The 12,618-nt window shown below is 73.2% G+C and carries 9 protein-coding genes and 1 pseudogene; 5 read left to right on the top strand and 5 right to left on the bottom strand.

From position 1 onward, the window contains the following. Positions 1-175: 175 nt before the first annotated feature. Positions 176-754 (bottom strand): TetR/AcrR family transcriptional regulator, encoded by a 579-nt coding sequence (locus tag ACFSJS_RS23075; protein WP_380903485.1) that lies wholly within the window; start codon positions 752-754, stop codon positions 176-178. Between the two features lie 68 nt (positions 755-822). Here ACFSJS_RS23075 and ACFSJS_RS23070 point away from each other — a divergent pair, with 68 nt between their 5' ends. The 3 genes and pseudogenes from ACFSJS_RS23070 to ACFSJS_RS23060 all read left to right on the top strand — a co-directional run bounded on the left by ACFSJS_RS23070 (position 823) and on the right by ACFSJS_RS23060 (position 3,038). Then, on the top strand, positions 823-1,416 hold the full coding sequence (locus tag ACFSJS_RS23070; protein ID WP_380903483.1) for a dihydrofolate reductase family protein: 594 nt from the start codon (positions 823-825) through the stop codon (positions 1,414-1,416). 91 nt (positions 1,417-1,507) lie between these two features. Beyond that, positions 1,508-2,379: pseudogene (locus ACFSJS_RS23065) on the top strand (helix-turn-helix domain-containing protein); the annotation flags it as partial. Between the two features lie 89 nt (positions 2,380-2,468). Next, entirely contained in the window at positions 2,469-3,038 is a 570-nt protein-coding gene (locus ACFSJS_RS23060) for a maleylpyruvate isomerase N-terminal domain-containing protein (RefSeq protein ID WP_380903481.1), read from the top strand. Positions 3,039-3,353: 315 nt separating this feature from the next. Here the strand turns inward: ACFSJS_RS23060 and ACFSJS_RS23055 are convergent, their stop codons facing one another. Then, complete coding sequence (locus tag ACFSJS_RS23055; protein WP_380903479.1) at positions 3,354-4,256, bottom strand: YVTN family beta-propeller repeat protein; 903 nt, start codon at positions 4,254-4,256, stop codon at positions 3,354-3,356. A gap of 835 nt (positions 4,257-5,091) precedes the next feature. On the opposite strand from ACFSJS_RS23055, the gene ACFSJS_RS23050 reads away from it, so the two are divergent. Together ACFSJS_RS23050 and ACFSJS_RS23045 are read left to right on the top strand one after the other, a co-directional pair. Next, positions 5,092-7,284, top strand: a complete 2,193-nt coding sequence (locus tag ACFSJS_RS23050; protein WP_380903477.1) for a discoidin domain-containing protein — start codon at positions 5,092-5,094, stop codon at positions 7,282-7,284. Positions 7,285-7,726: 442 nt separating this feature from the next. Further along, positions 7,727-9,820: a discoidin domain-containing protein gene (locus ACFSJS_RS23045; protein ID WP_465269801.1), complete on the top strand. Its 2,094-nt coding sequence runs from the start codon at positions 7,727-7,729 to the stop codon at positions 9,818-9,820. Positions 9,821-9,858: 38 nt separating this feature from the next. On the opposite strand, the gene ACFSJS_RS23040 is transcribed toward ACFSJS_RS23045, so the two are convergent. The 3 genes from ACFSJS_RS23040 to ACFSJS_RS23030 form a co-directional block, all read right to left on the bottom strand. Then, a complete protein-coding gene (locus tag ACFSJS_RS23040; RefSeq protein ID WP_380903475.1) occupies positions 9,859-10,899 on the bottom strand; it encodes a LacI family DNA-binding transcriptional regulator in 1,041 nt (346 codons plus the stop codon). 155 nt (positions 10,900-11,054) lie between these two features. Beyond that, positions 11,055-11,582, bottom strand: coding sequence for a DUF4396 domain-containing protein (locus ACFSJS_RS23035; protein ID WP_380903473.1), 528 nt, complete (start codon positions 11,580-11,582; stop codon positions 11,055-11,057). A gap of 366 nt (positions 11,583-11,948) precedes the next feature. Beyond that, positions 11,949-12,575: a DUF305 domain-containing protein gene (locus tag ACFSJS_RS23030; RefSeq protein ID WP_380903471.1), complete on the bottom strand. Its 627-nt coding sequence runs from the start codon at positions 12,573-12,575 to the stop codon at positions 11,949-11,951. Between the last annotated feature and the right edge of the window lie 43 nt (positions 12,576-12,618).

The raw sequence follows: 12,618 nt of genomic DNA, 5'->3' as shown, positions 1-12,618 counted from the left end.
GTGTGGAGGGGCCGCCCGGAGGCCCGAGGCCGCCCCCGGGGGACGGGTCCCCGTCCCCCGGGGGCGGCCGGGGCGTCCCTTCCGGTTCAACGGACGGACCGAGGCGGCACGCGCCGGGTCCGTTCCGGTCCGCTTCCGCTGCGGCCGGGGGGCGCCGCTCCCGGGGACGAGCCGCCTACTCCGCCGCCACGATGCGTTCCACTGCGGCCTTCACCAGTTGCTCACGCTCCGCCTCCGTGAACACGTCCGGCAGGGTGAGCTGTTCGACGATCAGCCAGTTCAGCGTCAGTATGAGCAGCTTGACGGCCGTGGCGTCGCCGGGAAGGCGGGACGCCTCGTGATAGGCGACGTTGGCCTCGATGTCGGCTCGGACCCGCTCGGTGAGGACCTTGCGCAGTTCGGGGCGGCGGGTGGCCTCAAGGCGGAGTTCCAGCAGCGCGAGGTAGCCGGTGCGGAAGGAGGCGACACGGCCGACGAGTTCGCGCATCAGCTCGACGTAGGTCTCCCGGTCGCGGCCGGCCGTTTGCTGGCGGGCGATCGTGGCCTCGTCGGGCTGGAGTCGCTCGTAGACCCGGGCGCCGGCCTGGGTGAGCAGGTCGTCGCGGTCGGCGAAGTAGTTGGACGCCGTGCCGACGGGAACGGCGGCCTCGGCGTCAACGGCCCGGAACGTCAGGCCGCGCGCGCCTTCCCGGGCCAGCACCTCGATCGCCGCGTCGACGAGGGCCGCGCGCCGCTGGTCGTTCCGTCTCACCATTGACACCACTCCAGATGTAGTACTACGTTCAAAGCACTTCAAACAGAGTACTATGAGTGAAGGGCCCTATGCGAAAGCTCGTGTACTACGTCGGCGTCTCGCTCGACGGCCGCATCGCCGGCCCCGGCGGCGAGTTCGACTTCTTTCCGCAGGGCGACGAGCGGCAGGCCGCCGCCTACTCGGCCTGGATGAACGCGCTCCACCCGGAGACCATCCCGACCGCCTACCGCGCGGCCGTCGGCGTCGCCGACGCGCCCAACCGGCGTTTCGACACCGTCGTCATGGGCCTCGGTGCCTACCGCCCTGCCCTCGACGACGGCATCACCAACCCGTACGCGCACCTGCGCCAGTACGTGGTGTCCAGCACCCTCAAGCCGGACACCGACCCAGCCGTCACCGTCGTGCCGGGCGACCCGCTCGCCCTCGTCCGCGACCTCAAGGGCGAGGCGGGCACCGGCCTGGACATCTGGCTCTGCGGAGGCGGCCGGCTCGCGGGCACCCTGCTGCCCGAGATCGACGAGCTGCTGATCAAGACCTACCCGGTCGTTGCCGGTACCGGAGTCCCGGTGGTCGACGGCGCCTTCGACCCCACCGTCTTCGATGTCGCCGAGCGCACCGCCTTCCCCAACGGCGTCACCCTCACCCGCCTCACCCGCCACTAGTTCGGTGGCCGGGAGGGTTCATCGGGTTGGCGTTCGCGCCGGGTACCACTCGTAGAGTGACGACACATCCGCTCGGACGCGTGGAGGCGCGGTGGCGGAGCCGGCCGAGGTCCGTGGACCGACCGACCACGGGGGCAGCGGATGCAGCAGATCGTGCGCCGGGGCAGCACCGGCACGGTGCGATACCGGCGCGCGACGCCCCTGGCCTCTGCCGGCGGGAACCGCGTGCCGGTGATCGCTCAGCTTTCCCGGGCGGACGAGGACACCGTCCGCGATGTGACCCACCGGTTCGACGCGATCGGACTCGCCTGCCCGGACCCTCGGCGGGCAGGAGGCCGTCCCCGCCTGCTCGGCCCCGACGACGAGGACTCCGTCATCCGGACGGCCACCACCCGCCCGGCCGACCTCGGCCGATCCTTCACCCGTCGGTCCGTCCGCAAGCCCGCCGCCCACCTGCGCCGCGTCCACGCCCGGGCGGCCCGCATCGGTCGCGAAGCCCCGTGGCGCCTGCTCACCCGCCGCGGGGCCGCCTTCCAGCGCACCAGGACCTGGACGGGGTCCACCGGCCCCGACCGCGGCACCAAGCCGGATCGGACCGAGTACGCCGTCGAACGCCTCCCCCACCGAACCTTCGCCTCCGACGAGCCCGGCCCACTGGGCATCCGCCCCACCGGCGGGTCCTGCCGGGCAGAGCAGGGCCGTCCCGACCGGCTGCCGGCGGCCTACCGCCGCACCCACGGCGTCACCTGCCCCCACGGCCGCTGCTCCACAGGCGGCGGCCGTCTGCGGGGCGTCAACCGCCGCCGCACGAGCACCGCCGGCAGCCCGGCGGCGCCGAAGCCGATCCGTGCCGCCCGCACCGGCGCGGACATCCGCCGCCGGGCGAAGAACAAGGCCGAGCTGTGCTCCACCCCGGCCCACGCCTCCCGGGCCGACCCCGTCGAGGCCCACTTCGGCCCGCTGGGGCGAACGTGCCAGGTGTCCGGCGGCGTGAAGGGCCGGCAACCGGCCGGCCCAGTCCCTCCCACCACACGGATCGTGAGGAGCTCCCCATGGACCATGAAGACGTCGACGCCGCTGTGGCGGAGATGCTGCAGGTGCTCAAGCCCCATACCGCCGAGGACTGGACGGTGCCGGCGGGGTCACTCGAATGGACCTGCCGGCAAACAGCAGCCCACATCGGCCACGACCTGCTGGCCTACGCAGGGCAGCTGGCGGCACAGCCCACCGACGCCTACCTTCCCATCGACCTGAACGTCCGCCCCACCGCCTCGCCGGCCGAAGTGCTCCAGGCCGCCGCCGCCTGCGGCCGACTGCTCAGCAGCGCCCTGGTCACGGCCGACCCGTCCCTGAGGGCCTGGCACTGGGGCCCGTGCGACCCCGAGGGGTTCGCCGCGATGGGTGTCGCCGAAACCCTGCTGCACACCTACGACATCACGCAGGGACTGTCCGTGGACTGGCTGCCACCGGCACCGCTGAGCGCAGCAGTGCTCAGCCGGCTCTTCCCCGCCGCCCCGCCCGGAGATCCCACTCGGGTACTCCTCTGGTGCACCGGCCGCGGAGAACTCGACGGCCTCCCTCGCCGAACCTCATGGAGGTGGGAAGCAGCACGACCGGACTGATCGAGCCGACCCCGGCCGGACGTTCCCGGTCACAGCACCGGTCCACCGCCCCCGCCGCCGCCCGCGGCGCGTGCCGGCCCGGGCCCGCCCACGCGAAGTCCTCGCCGGAGACGTCGGCGCCGACGGGCGCGGCGGCGGCTTCTCCGGGCCCGCCCCCACACACCGCCGCTCCCCGTGGCGGCGCCGGCGCCCTTCTCCCTGCCGCAGGCCCGCAGGAGCGGCGGATCGCCCCACACCGGATCCGGTGAAGCGCTCCGCGCGCCTCACCGGATCCGGGCGGTCCTCCGCCGCGGACGGACTCCCGGCTCCGCCGGATCACCGAGGCGTGACGGCCACCGCCTCGGGCCGGTGTCCGGTGCGCACGGTGGTGTGGACCCGCAAGGCCGCGGCGTCGATGACCGTGACGGCCCCGGTGGCCTCGTTGGTCACGTAGACACGGCTGCCGTCGGGCGTCACGGCGACACCGGTCGGGTCGCCTCCCACGCGCACGGTGGCCGGCTTGCGGCCGGTGGCGGTGTTCAGCACCGTGACCGTGCCGGATCCGGTGTTCGCCACGTACAGCCTGCCCTCGTCCGGGGAGAGCGCGACGCCCCGGGGGGCGTCACCCACCGGGAGGGTCCTCACCGGACGGTTGGTGAGCGTGTCGACGACCGTGACGGTGTCGGATCCGGTGTTCGCCACGTACAGCCTGCCGGCGTCCGCGGCCAGAGCCATCTGCGCCGGGAAGACCCCGACCGGAACGGTGGCCACGACACGCAGTGTGCGGGCGTCCACCACGGAGACGCTTCGGGCGCCGTTGCTGCTGACGTACACCCGGTCGTTCGGTCCGGCCACGACGCTGTGCGGGAGTTGCGGAAGGGCGATCCTCGCCACGATCCGCCGTGTCGCCGTGTCGACGACGACGAGCTTGTTCTCACCGAAGACGGGCACGTACACACGGTTCCCGTCGGGGGAGACCTCCACGTCGAACGGCTGGCGGCCCACCAGGACCGTGGCGGTCACCCGATGCCCCGCGGTGTCGATCACCGACATCGTGCCGTCCCGCTCGTTGGCCACGTACACGGCCTCGCCGTCCGGTGCCGCATCGATCCCGATCGGCCCGGCGCCGACCGGTACGGTCTCCACCGACCGTTCCAACTGGGTGTCCACCACCGTGACGGTGTTGGACCCGCTGTTGCTGACGTAGGCCGCGACACGCGCGGGATAGGCGGAGGCCATGGGAGGGCCGAACCAGCCGAACACACAGGCAAGAGCCGCGACAAGGGCTCCCCATGCTCTCCGGCGACCGGCCCTTCGATGGTTCTCGACGAAACCCCCAGGCATAATGGGTTCTCCTGGACTGGTAGGAATTGATGTCCGTGAGCCCGGATTCGGGTCGGACGGCGATGAGACCGTGCACGTCTCGCACCAGATCCTGCCCAGTGCCGTTCCCGGCCTCCACCCGGGAAGCGCGCACTTACTCCAGTCGGCAGCGGACCCAACCGAACGGCCCCGTGCCCCCGCCCCGGGGATCGGTGCTCCTGCGCACGGAGAATTCCCGCGGACCGGCTGAGGTCTTCCCGGCGAGGCGGTCTGCGGGAAGCCGGGCGGGACTTCGGCGCCGGGACGGGCCGGGCCCCCTGCCCTGGCTGCGAGCAGGTGCAAAGTCCCCGGTGGGCAGGTCCCACTCCGTGATCCCGTCCGCACAGCGGGAGGGTGAAGGCGCAGAGCCGCCCGCGGTCCGGACGGAGCGGTCCGCACCGGCCGGCACCGGGGTCAGGAGGCGGCGGTGGCCGGCGCGCCGGGGCTGAGCACCGCGCCCTGCCCCGGCCCCCCGAACGCCCGGCCGCCACCGGCGGATCCGCCGCTCGGCACTCGTCCTCCCGGCCGCTTCCCCGGCGGGCTGCCACGCCTTCGCGCGGGCCGGCCGACCCGTCCGCGCGGTGTCCGATTCCGGCTCCACGGCGGGGGAAAGGCACCTCGCGCCTCTTGACCGGTCCGACATCGGCAGGAAACCATCTGCTGCTCGGAGAGCGCTCTCCAGCTCTCCCCCGCCAATCCAGGAGACCCCCTCATGCCTGTTCCCCCCACCGGCCCCCCGACGCCCCCCAGACCATCACCGTCCCACCGGCGGGGGACGGTCGGCCTGGTCGTCGCCGCCCTGGTCGCCGCCCTGCTGGCGTTCGTCCCCGGCACCTCCGCCCAGGCCGCCCCCGTACTGCTGTCCCAGGGCAAGACGGTGACGGCCTCCAGCCAGGAGAACGGCGGCACCCCGGCCGCCCACGCCGTCGACGGGAACAGCGGTACCCGCTGGTCGAGCGCCTTCTCCGACCCGCAGTGGATCCGGGTGGACCTGGGCACGTCCGCGAACGTCAGCCGCATCGTCCTGCACTGGGAGGCCGCGCACGCCACGGCGTACCGGATCGAGCTCTCGGCCGACGGCACCGACTGGACGACCGCCCACTCCACCACCGTCGGCGCCGGCGGCACCGAGACCATGGAGGTCTCCGGCACCGCCCGGTACGTGCGGATGTACGGCACCGCCCGCGCCACCGGCTACGGCTACTCGCTGTGGGAGTTCCAGGTGTACGGCACCACCGGCGACACCGGCGGCCCCATCACCGGCGGCGGTGACCTCGGCCCCAACGTGCACGTCTTCACCCCCTCCACCCCGAACATCCAGGGGAAGCTGGACGAGATCTTCCGGCAGCAGGAGTCGGCGCAGTTCGGTACCGGCCGCCACGCCCTGCTGTTCAAGCCGGGCACCTACGGCAACATCAACGCCCGGATCGGCTTCTACACGCAGATCGCCGGTCTCGGCCTGAAGCCCGGCGACACCACCTTCAACGGCGACGTGACCGTGGACGCCGGCTGGTTCAACGGCAACGCCACCCAGAACTTCTGGCGCGCCGCGGAGAACCTGACCCTCAACCCGGTCAACGGCACCAACCGGTGGGCGGTCTCGCAGGCCGCGTCCTTCCGCCGCATGCACGTCAAGGGTGGCCTGAACCTGGCGCCCACCGGCTACGGCTGGGCCAGCGGCGGCTACATCGCCGACAGCAGGATCGACGGCACCGTGGGCCCGTACTCCCAGCAGCAGTGGTACACCCGCGACAGTTCCATCGGCGGCTGGACCAACGGCGTGTGGAACATGGCGTTCTCCGGGGTGGAGGGCGCGCCCGCCCAGAGCTTCCCCAAGCCGCCCTACACCACGCTGGAGACCACCCCGATCTCCCGCGAGAAGCCCTTCCTCCACCTCGACGGCGACGCCTACAAGGTGTTCGTCCCCGCCAAGCGCACGAACGCCCGCGGCGTCTCCTGGGACGGCACCCCGCAGGGCCGCTCGCTGCCGCTGGACCACTTCTACGTGGTCAAGCCCGGGGCGACGGCCGCGACCATCAACGCCGCCCTCGACCAGGGCCTGCACCTGCTGTTCACCCCCGGCGTCTACCGCGTCGACCGGACCATCGAGATCGACCGCGCCGACACCGTCGTGCTGGGCCTGGGCCTGGCCACGATCATCCCCGACGACGGCGTGACCGCGATGCGCGTCGCCGACGTGGACGGGGTGCGGCTGGCCGGCTTCCTCATCGACGCCGGCCCCGTCAACTCCCCCACCCTGCTGGAGATCGGTCCGCGGGGCGCGTCGGCGGACCACTCCGCGAACCCGACCACCGTCCAGGACGTGTACATCCGCATCGGCGGCGCCGGTCCGGGCAAGGCCACCACCAGCATGGCCGTCCACAGCGACGACGTGATCATCGACCACACCTGGGTCTGGCGCGCCGACCACGGCGACGGCGTGGGCTGGGAGACCAACCGGGCCGACTACGGCGTCCGCGTCCACGGCGACGACGTCCTGGCCACCGGCCTGTTCGTCGAGCACTTCAACAAGTACGACGTGGAGTGGTACGGCGAGGACGGACGCACGATCTTCTTCCAGAACGAGAAGGCGTACGACGCGCCCGACCAGGCCGCGATCCGCAACGGCGACACCAGGGGCTACGCCGCCTACCGCGTCGACGACTCCGTCGACCGGCACGAGGGCTGGGCCATGGGCAGCTACTGCAACTACAACGTCGATCCCACCATCGTGCAGGACCACGGCTTCAAGGCGCCGGTCAAGCCCGGCGTCAGGTTCCACCACCTGCTCGTGGTGTCGCTCGGCGGCATGGGCCACTACAGCCACGTCATCAACGACACCGGTGCGTCCACGGCCCCGCACGGCTCCGACACCATCCCCTCGGTGGTGGTGTCCTACCCCTGACGGCCGGTCCCTCCGGCTCGTCCGCGCTCCTCCCCGGCGTCCCGGCGGCACTCCCGGGACGCCGGGAGAAGGCCGCGGCCGGACGGCCACGGCGTACGCGCCGTCCCCACCGCGGGCCCGGCCCTCCCCCGCCGGAGCGCCGGGCCCGCGGCACGGCACCCGGTACCGGTGCCGTCCGGCCGCCGCCGCACCGGAACCGGCGCACGTCTGTGCCGCGGCGGGGCCGTCCGGCCGCCCGGAGAAGTCGCTCCTGCGACATTGACAGGTGCGCGACCACACGCGACGCTCCTTGGAGAGCGCTCTCCACGTCGGCTCCAGGAGCCGCCCCCCACCGCCAGGAGAGAATGTGGACAGATCCCGCGCGGCCGCCTTCCCGCGCCCACGCACCAGACCCCCGTTCCCCGCCCTCTTCGCCCTCTTCGCCCTCCTCGCCCTCCTCGCCCTGTCGGCCTCGTCCCTCGCGGTCGTGACGGCGCCGCGGGCCGAGGCCGCCGAGGCCCTGCTGTCACAGGGCAAGACCGCCACCGCCTCCTCCCGGGAAAGCGCGGACCACGCGGCCTCCGCGGCCGTCGACGGCGACCTCACCGGCACTCGCTGGGCCAGCCAGTGGAGCGACCCGCAGTGGATCCAGGTCGATCTCGGCAAGCGGGCGGACCTCAGCCGCGTGGTGCTCGTCTGGGAGGCGGCCCACGGCAGGGCCTACCTGATCCAGGCCTCCGACGACGGCACCGACTGGAGGACCCTGACGACGGTCGCCGACGGCGACGGCGGCACCGACGACCTCGCCGTCTCGGGTGCGGGCCGCTACGTCCGCATGCTCGGCACGGACCGCGCCACCGGCTACGGCTACTCGCTGTGGGAGTTCCAGGTCTACGGGGACGGCGGCGCCGCGGCCGGCGGCACCGTCGAGGTGACCGGCGCCCAGAGGGACTGGCAGCTCACCGTGGACGGCCAGCCGTACACGGTCAAGGGGCTGACCTGGGGGCCGTCCGTCGCCGACGCCCCGCGCCACATGCCCGACGTGAGGTCGATGGGCGCCAACACCATCCGCACCTGGGGTACCGACGGCTCGACGAAACCGCTGCTCGACACCGCCGCGCAGCACGGCATCCGCGTGATCAACGGTTTCTGGCTCCAGCCCGGCGGCGGGCCCGGCAGCGGCGGCTGCGTGAACTACCTGACCGACACCGCGTACAAGAACGACATGCTCGCCGAGTTCACCCGGTGGGTCGACGCCTACAAGGACCACCCCGCCACCTTGATGTGGAACGTCGGCAACGAGTCGGTGCTGGGCCTGCAGAACTGCTACGGCGGCGAGGAGCTGGAGCGGCAGCGCGACGCCTACACCTCCTTCGTCAACGACGTCGCCGGGGCCATCCACGCCATCGACCCCGACCACCCCGTCACCTCCACCGACGCGTGGACCGGAGCCTGGCCGTACTACCAGCGCAACGCCCCCGACCTCGACCTGTACTCGATGAACGCCTACGGCGACATCTGCGGCGTGCGGGAGGATTGGGAGAAGGGCGGCTACACCAAGCCGTACATCATCACCGAGACCGGTCCAGCCGGTGAGTGGGAGGTCCCCGACGACGCCAACGGCGTGCCCGACGAGCCCACCGACGTGCAGAAGGCCGAGGGCTACACCGAGGCGTGGAACTGCGTCACCGGCCACCGCGGCGTGGCGCTCGGCGCGACGCTCTTCCACTACGGCACCGAGTACGACTTCGGCGGCGTCTGGTTCAATCTGCTGCCCGGCGGTCACAGGAGGCTGTCGTACTACGCCGTGAAGGAGGCCTACACCGGTTCCACGGCCGGGGACAACACCCCGCCCGTGATCACGGGCATGTCCGTCTCGCCGGCGTCGTCCGCCCCGGCCGGCGGCGGGTTCACCGTCCGCGCCGACGTCCGCGACCCGGACGGCGACCCGATCACGTACCGGATCCTGCTCAGCGGCAACTACGCCACCGGCGACAAGGGCCTGGTGGAGGCCGAGTGGCACGCCACCGGCGGCGGCGCCTTCACCGTCACCGCCCCCGAGCGGCCGGGGGTGTGGAAGGTCTACGTCCAGGCCGAGGACGGGCGCGGCAACGCGGGCATCGAGGCGAGGTCGGTCAAGGTCGTCCCACCGCCTGTGGAGGGCACCAACCTCGCGCTGGGCAAACCGACCACCGCCTCCTCCCACCAGGCCGAGTACGGGGACTGCCCGTGCACACCCGCCAAGGCGACGGACGGCAGGGCCGACACCCGCTGGGCCAGCCAGTGGAGCGACCCGCAGTGGATCCGGGTGGACCTCGGCGCGCGGACCACCATCCGGCGGCTGCAACTGTACTGGGACCCGGCCTACGCCAGGGCCTACGAGGTGCAGGTCTCCGACGACGGCACCACCTGGCGCCGCGTGTACTCCACCACCGCCGGCAACGGTGACATCGACACCGTCGACGTGTCGGAGACCGCGCGCCATGTGCGTCTGCACCTGACCGCCCGGGGCACCGGATGGGGCTACTCGCTTCACGAGTTCGGCGTCTACGGCTGACTCCGGCCCGGGCCTCGGCCTAGCCGCGGAACGGGCGGCTAGGCCGAGGCCCGGACCACCAGTTCCGCGTCGAAGATCACCGACGTCGGCTCGGTCAGCTCCCCCTCGATCTGCTCCTGCAGGAGCCGCGCCATCGTGGCCGCCATCTCCTCCATCGGCTGCCGCACCGTGGTCAGCGGCGGACGGCAGGCGGCGGCCGGCGCGGAGTCGTCGAAGCCGATCACCGCCACGTCGTCCGGAATGCGCCGTCCGGCCTCCCGCAGGGCCTCGCACGCGCCCTGGGCCATCAGGTCGTTGGCCGCGAACACCCCGTCCACATCGGGGTGCTCGGCCAGCAGCCGCGCCATCGCGGTCCTGCCGGTGTCGGCGGTGAACCCGCCCTCGGCCATCGGGACGCAGGGGCGGCCGTGGCGGGCCAGCGTGTCGCGGAAGCCGGCCAGCCGGTCCTGGGCCGCGGGCAGGTCGAGCGGTCCGGTGATGGTGGCCACGCGCCGGCAGCCGCGCGCGAGCAGGTGCTCGGCCGCCAACCGCGCGCCGTCCCGGTGCGCCACGTCGACGTAGGTGACGGGCGCCGGCGGGACCGGCCGCGCGAACAGGGCGCAGGGCAGGCCCTCGGCGGCCAGCAGCACCGGCAGCGGATCCTCGGCGTGCGTGGAGAAGACCAGCGCGCCGTCCGCGCTTCCCTGGCGGAGGTACGCCACGACCTGCTGCCGGGCGGCCTCCGTCTCGGCGAACATCAGCACCGGGTACATCGAGCGCGGGCGCAGGAAACCGACGACACCGCTGACGACCCGGCCGAAGAAGGGGTCGGCGAGCATCCGGGCGGCGAACGCGTTCTGCTCGCTCTCGGAGTCGTCGCCTGCACCGGAGACCACCAGGGCTATGGTCTCGGCGCGCCGGGTCACCAGCGACCGCGCCGCCCGGTTCGGGGTGTAGCCGGTGCGCCGGATCGCGTCCCGCACGACGGCCTGGATCGCGGAGTCCACGTTGCGGATGCCGTTGACCACCCGGGAGACCGTCGCCCGGGAGACGCCCGCCTCCCGGGCGACGTCCTCGAGGGTGGGCGTCTTCCTGGTCATGTGCGTAGCCTATCGGCGGCGTCCGGGAGCGCTTTCCCGCCGGGACCGGCCGGCCCCTCCCGGCACCGTGAAGGGCCGCCCGCGGCGGGCGCCCCCGGGCGGCGGCCGCAGCCGCCTCGTCGGCGCGGTGCGCTCCGGGCGGGGGCGGCCCCGTCTCAGTGGTAGGCGTGGACGACCGCGTGGCCCTTGCCGCGGCCGATCATCCACTTGTTCACGGGCGTGGTGACCAGGAACGCGACGGCGAAGCCGCCCAGCAGGGCCGACCAGAACAGCCCGTCCGACAGATGGGCGTCCATCGCGCCGGGGGTGAGGGCGATGATGGCGTTGTCGACCAGTTCCATCACGGCGATCGAGACGGTGTCGGCGGCCAGCGCCACCTTGATCGCGCTCGTGAAGTCCAGGCCGGCCCGGCGGACCGCGAAGAGCGTGAACGAGTAGCCGAAGAGGAACGCGAGCGTGACCGCCAGGGCCATGGTGGGCACGTTGTCCCACAGCAGGGCGGTGCCGATGGCCATGCCGAGGATCTCGCCGACGGCGCAGCCGGTCAGGCAGTGCAGCGTCGCCTTGGCAGCCGTCGACCAGGACGCCCCGGGGGCGGGTCCGGCGTGGCGGGCGTGATCGTGGTGTCCTTCACGGGGGGCGCGGTCGTGCGTGGTGCCGGTGTGGTGAGTGCTGTGGTCCATGACCTTCCTCCCCATTCCCGTTCGGTGTGGCCTGTTCCCAGGCCCCACACTCGGAAACCATATACCCCCTGGGGGTATTTCGCCAGGGGTGGCCGGCGCCGTGGACGGCGGTGCCGGCCGGGCCGACGCCCAAAAGCCGTGCGGACAGCGCGGTTCCGGCACCCGCGTCCGGGGGGCCGCCGGTGCCGGTGCGGGCGGCGAGGTGCACGGCGCGGCCCCGGAGGGCGCGCGGCGCGGCCGCGGCGCCGGAACGCGCGGGTGGGGGCGATCACGCGCCGGCCCGAGCCGCCGGGCGGAACGGACGGCGAGCGGGCGTGCCGGGGCAGGGGCGGGCGCCGTCGGCACCCGCCCCTGCCGGTGGCCCGGTCAGTCCCTGCCGAGCAGCTTGTTCATCCGGGCGATCTCGGCGGTCTGGGAGGCGATGATCGCGTCCGCCATCTTCTTGGCGGGCCCGTACGCGCCGTCGGCCCGCTCGGTCCTGGCCATCGCCACGGCACCCTCGTGGTGCTCGATCATCATCTCCAGGAAGGCGGTGTCGAACGCCGCGCCCGAGGAGTCCTCGAGTGCGTCCATCTGCCCGGCCGTCATCATGCCGTCCGCGCCGTGCGCGGAGTGGTCCGCGGCACCTTCGGCGGGCACCTCCTCGCCCCAGGAGGTCAGCCAGCCGGACAGTGTGCCGATCTCCGGCCCCTGGGCCTTCCGGATGTCCTCGGCGAGTTCCCTCACCTCCGCCGACCCGGCCCGGCCGGGCGCGAGGCCGGCCATCCGAACGGCCTGGCGGTGGTGGGGGATCATGCCCTTGGCGAAGGCGACGTCGGCAGCGTTGTGCCGGCCCTGGGAGGCCGCCGCCGGGGCGGACGGGGACGTCGCGGTGTGGCCGCCGTGTCCGGCCGGTCCGTCGTCGGCCGTGCCGCAGGCGGCCAGGACGAGCGCGGTCGCTGCCGCGGCCGTCACGGCGGCGGCACGGCGGATGCGGGAACGCTTGCTGTTCATGGTGGTGCAACTCCTTCACGCGCGCGGCCACGACGGGCGCGCG

The organism is Streptomyces desertarenae (genome assembly GCF_042681365.1).
Lineage (GTDB): Bacteria > Actinomycetota > Actinomycetes > Streptomycetales > Streptomycetaceae > Streptomyces > Streptomyces desertarenae.
The sequence above is the reverse complement of the archived record's forward strand: the minus strand, read 5'-3'. Positions and strand labels throughout refer to the sequence as shown.

Excerpts from the sequence above, each read along its gene's own strand:
- ACFSJS_RS23040 (WP_380903475.1), bottom strand. The coding sequence starts at position 10,899 with ATGACCAGGAAGACGCCCACCCTCGAGGACGTCGCCCGGGAGGCGGGC.
- ACFSJS_RS23075 (WP_380903485.1), bottom strand. The coding sequence starts at position 754 with ATGGTGAGACGGAACGACCAGCGGCGCGCGGCCCTCGTCGACGCGGCG.
- ACFSJS_RS23050 (WP_380903477.1), top strand. The coding sequence starts at position 5,092 with ATGCCTGTTCCCCCCACCGGCCCCCCGACGCCCCCCAGACCATCACCG.
- ACFSJS_RS23035 (WP_380903473.1), bottom strand. The coding sequence starts at position 11,582 with ATGGACCACAGCACTCACCACACCGGCACCACGCACGACCGCGCCCCC.
- ACFSJS_RS23055 (WP_380903479.1), bottom strand. The coding sequence starts at position 4,256 with ATGGCCTCCGCCTATCCCGCGCGTGTCGCGGCCTACGTCAGCAACAGC.
- ACFSJS_RS23060 (WP_380903481.1), top strand. The coding sequence starts at position 2,469 with ATGGACCATGAAGACGTCGACGCCGCTGTGGCGGAGATGCTGCAGGTG.
- ACFSJS_RS23030 (WP_380903471.1), bottom strand. The coding sequence starts at position 12,575 with ATGAACAGCAAGCGTTCCCGCATCCGCCGTGCCGCCGCCGTGACGGCC.
- ACFSJS_RS23070 (WP_380903483.1), top strand. The coding sequence starts at position 823 with ATGCGAAAGCTCGTGTACTACGTCGGCGTCTCGCTCGACGGCCGCATC.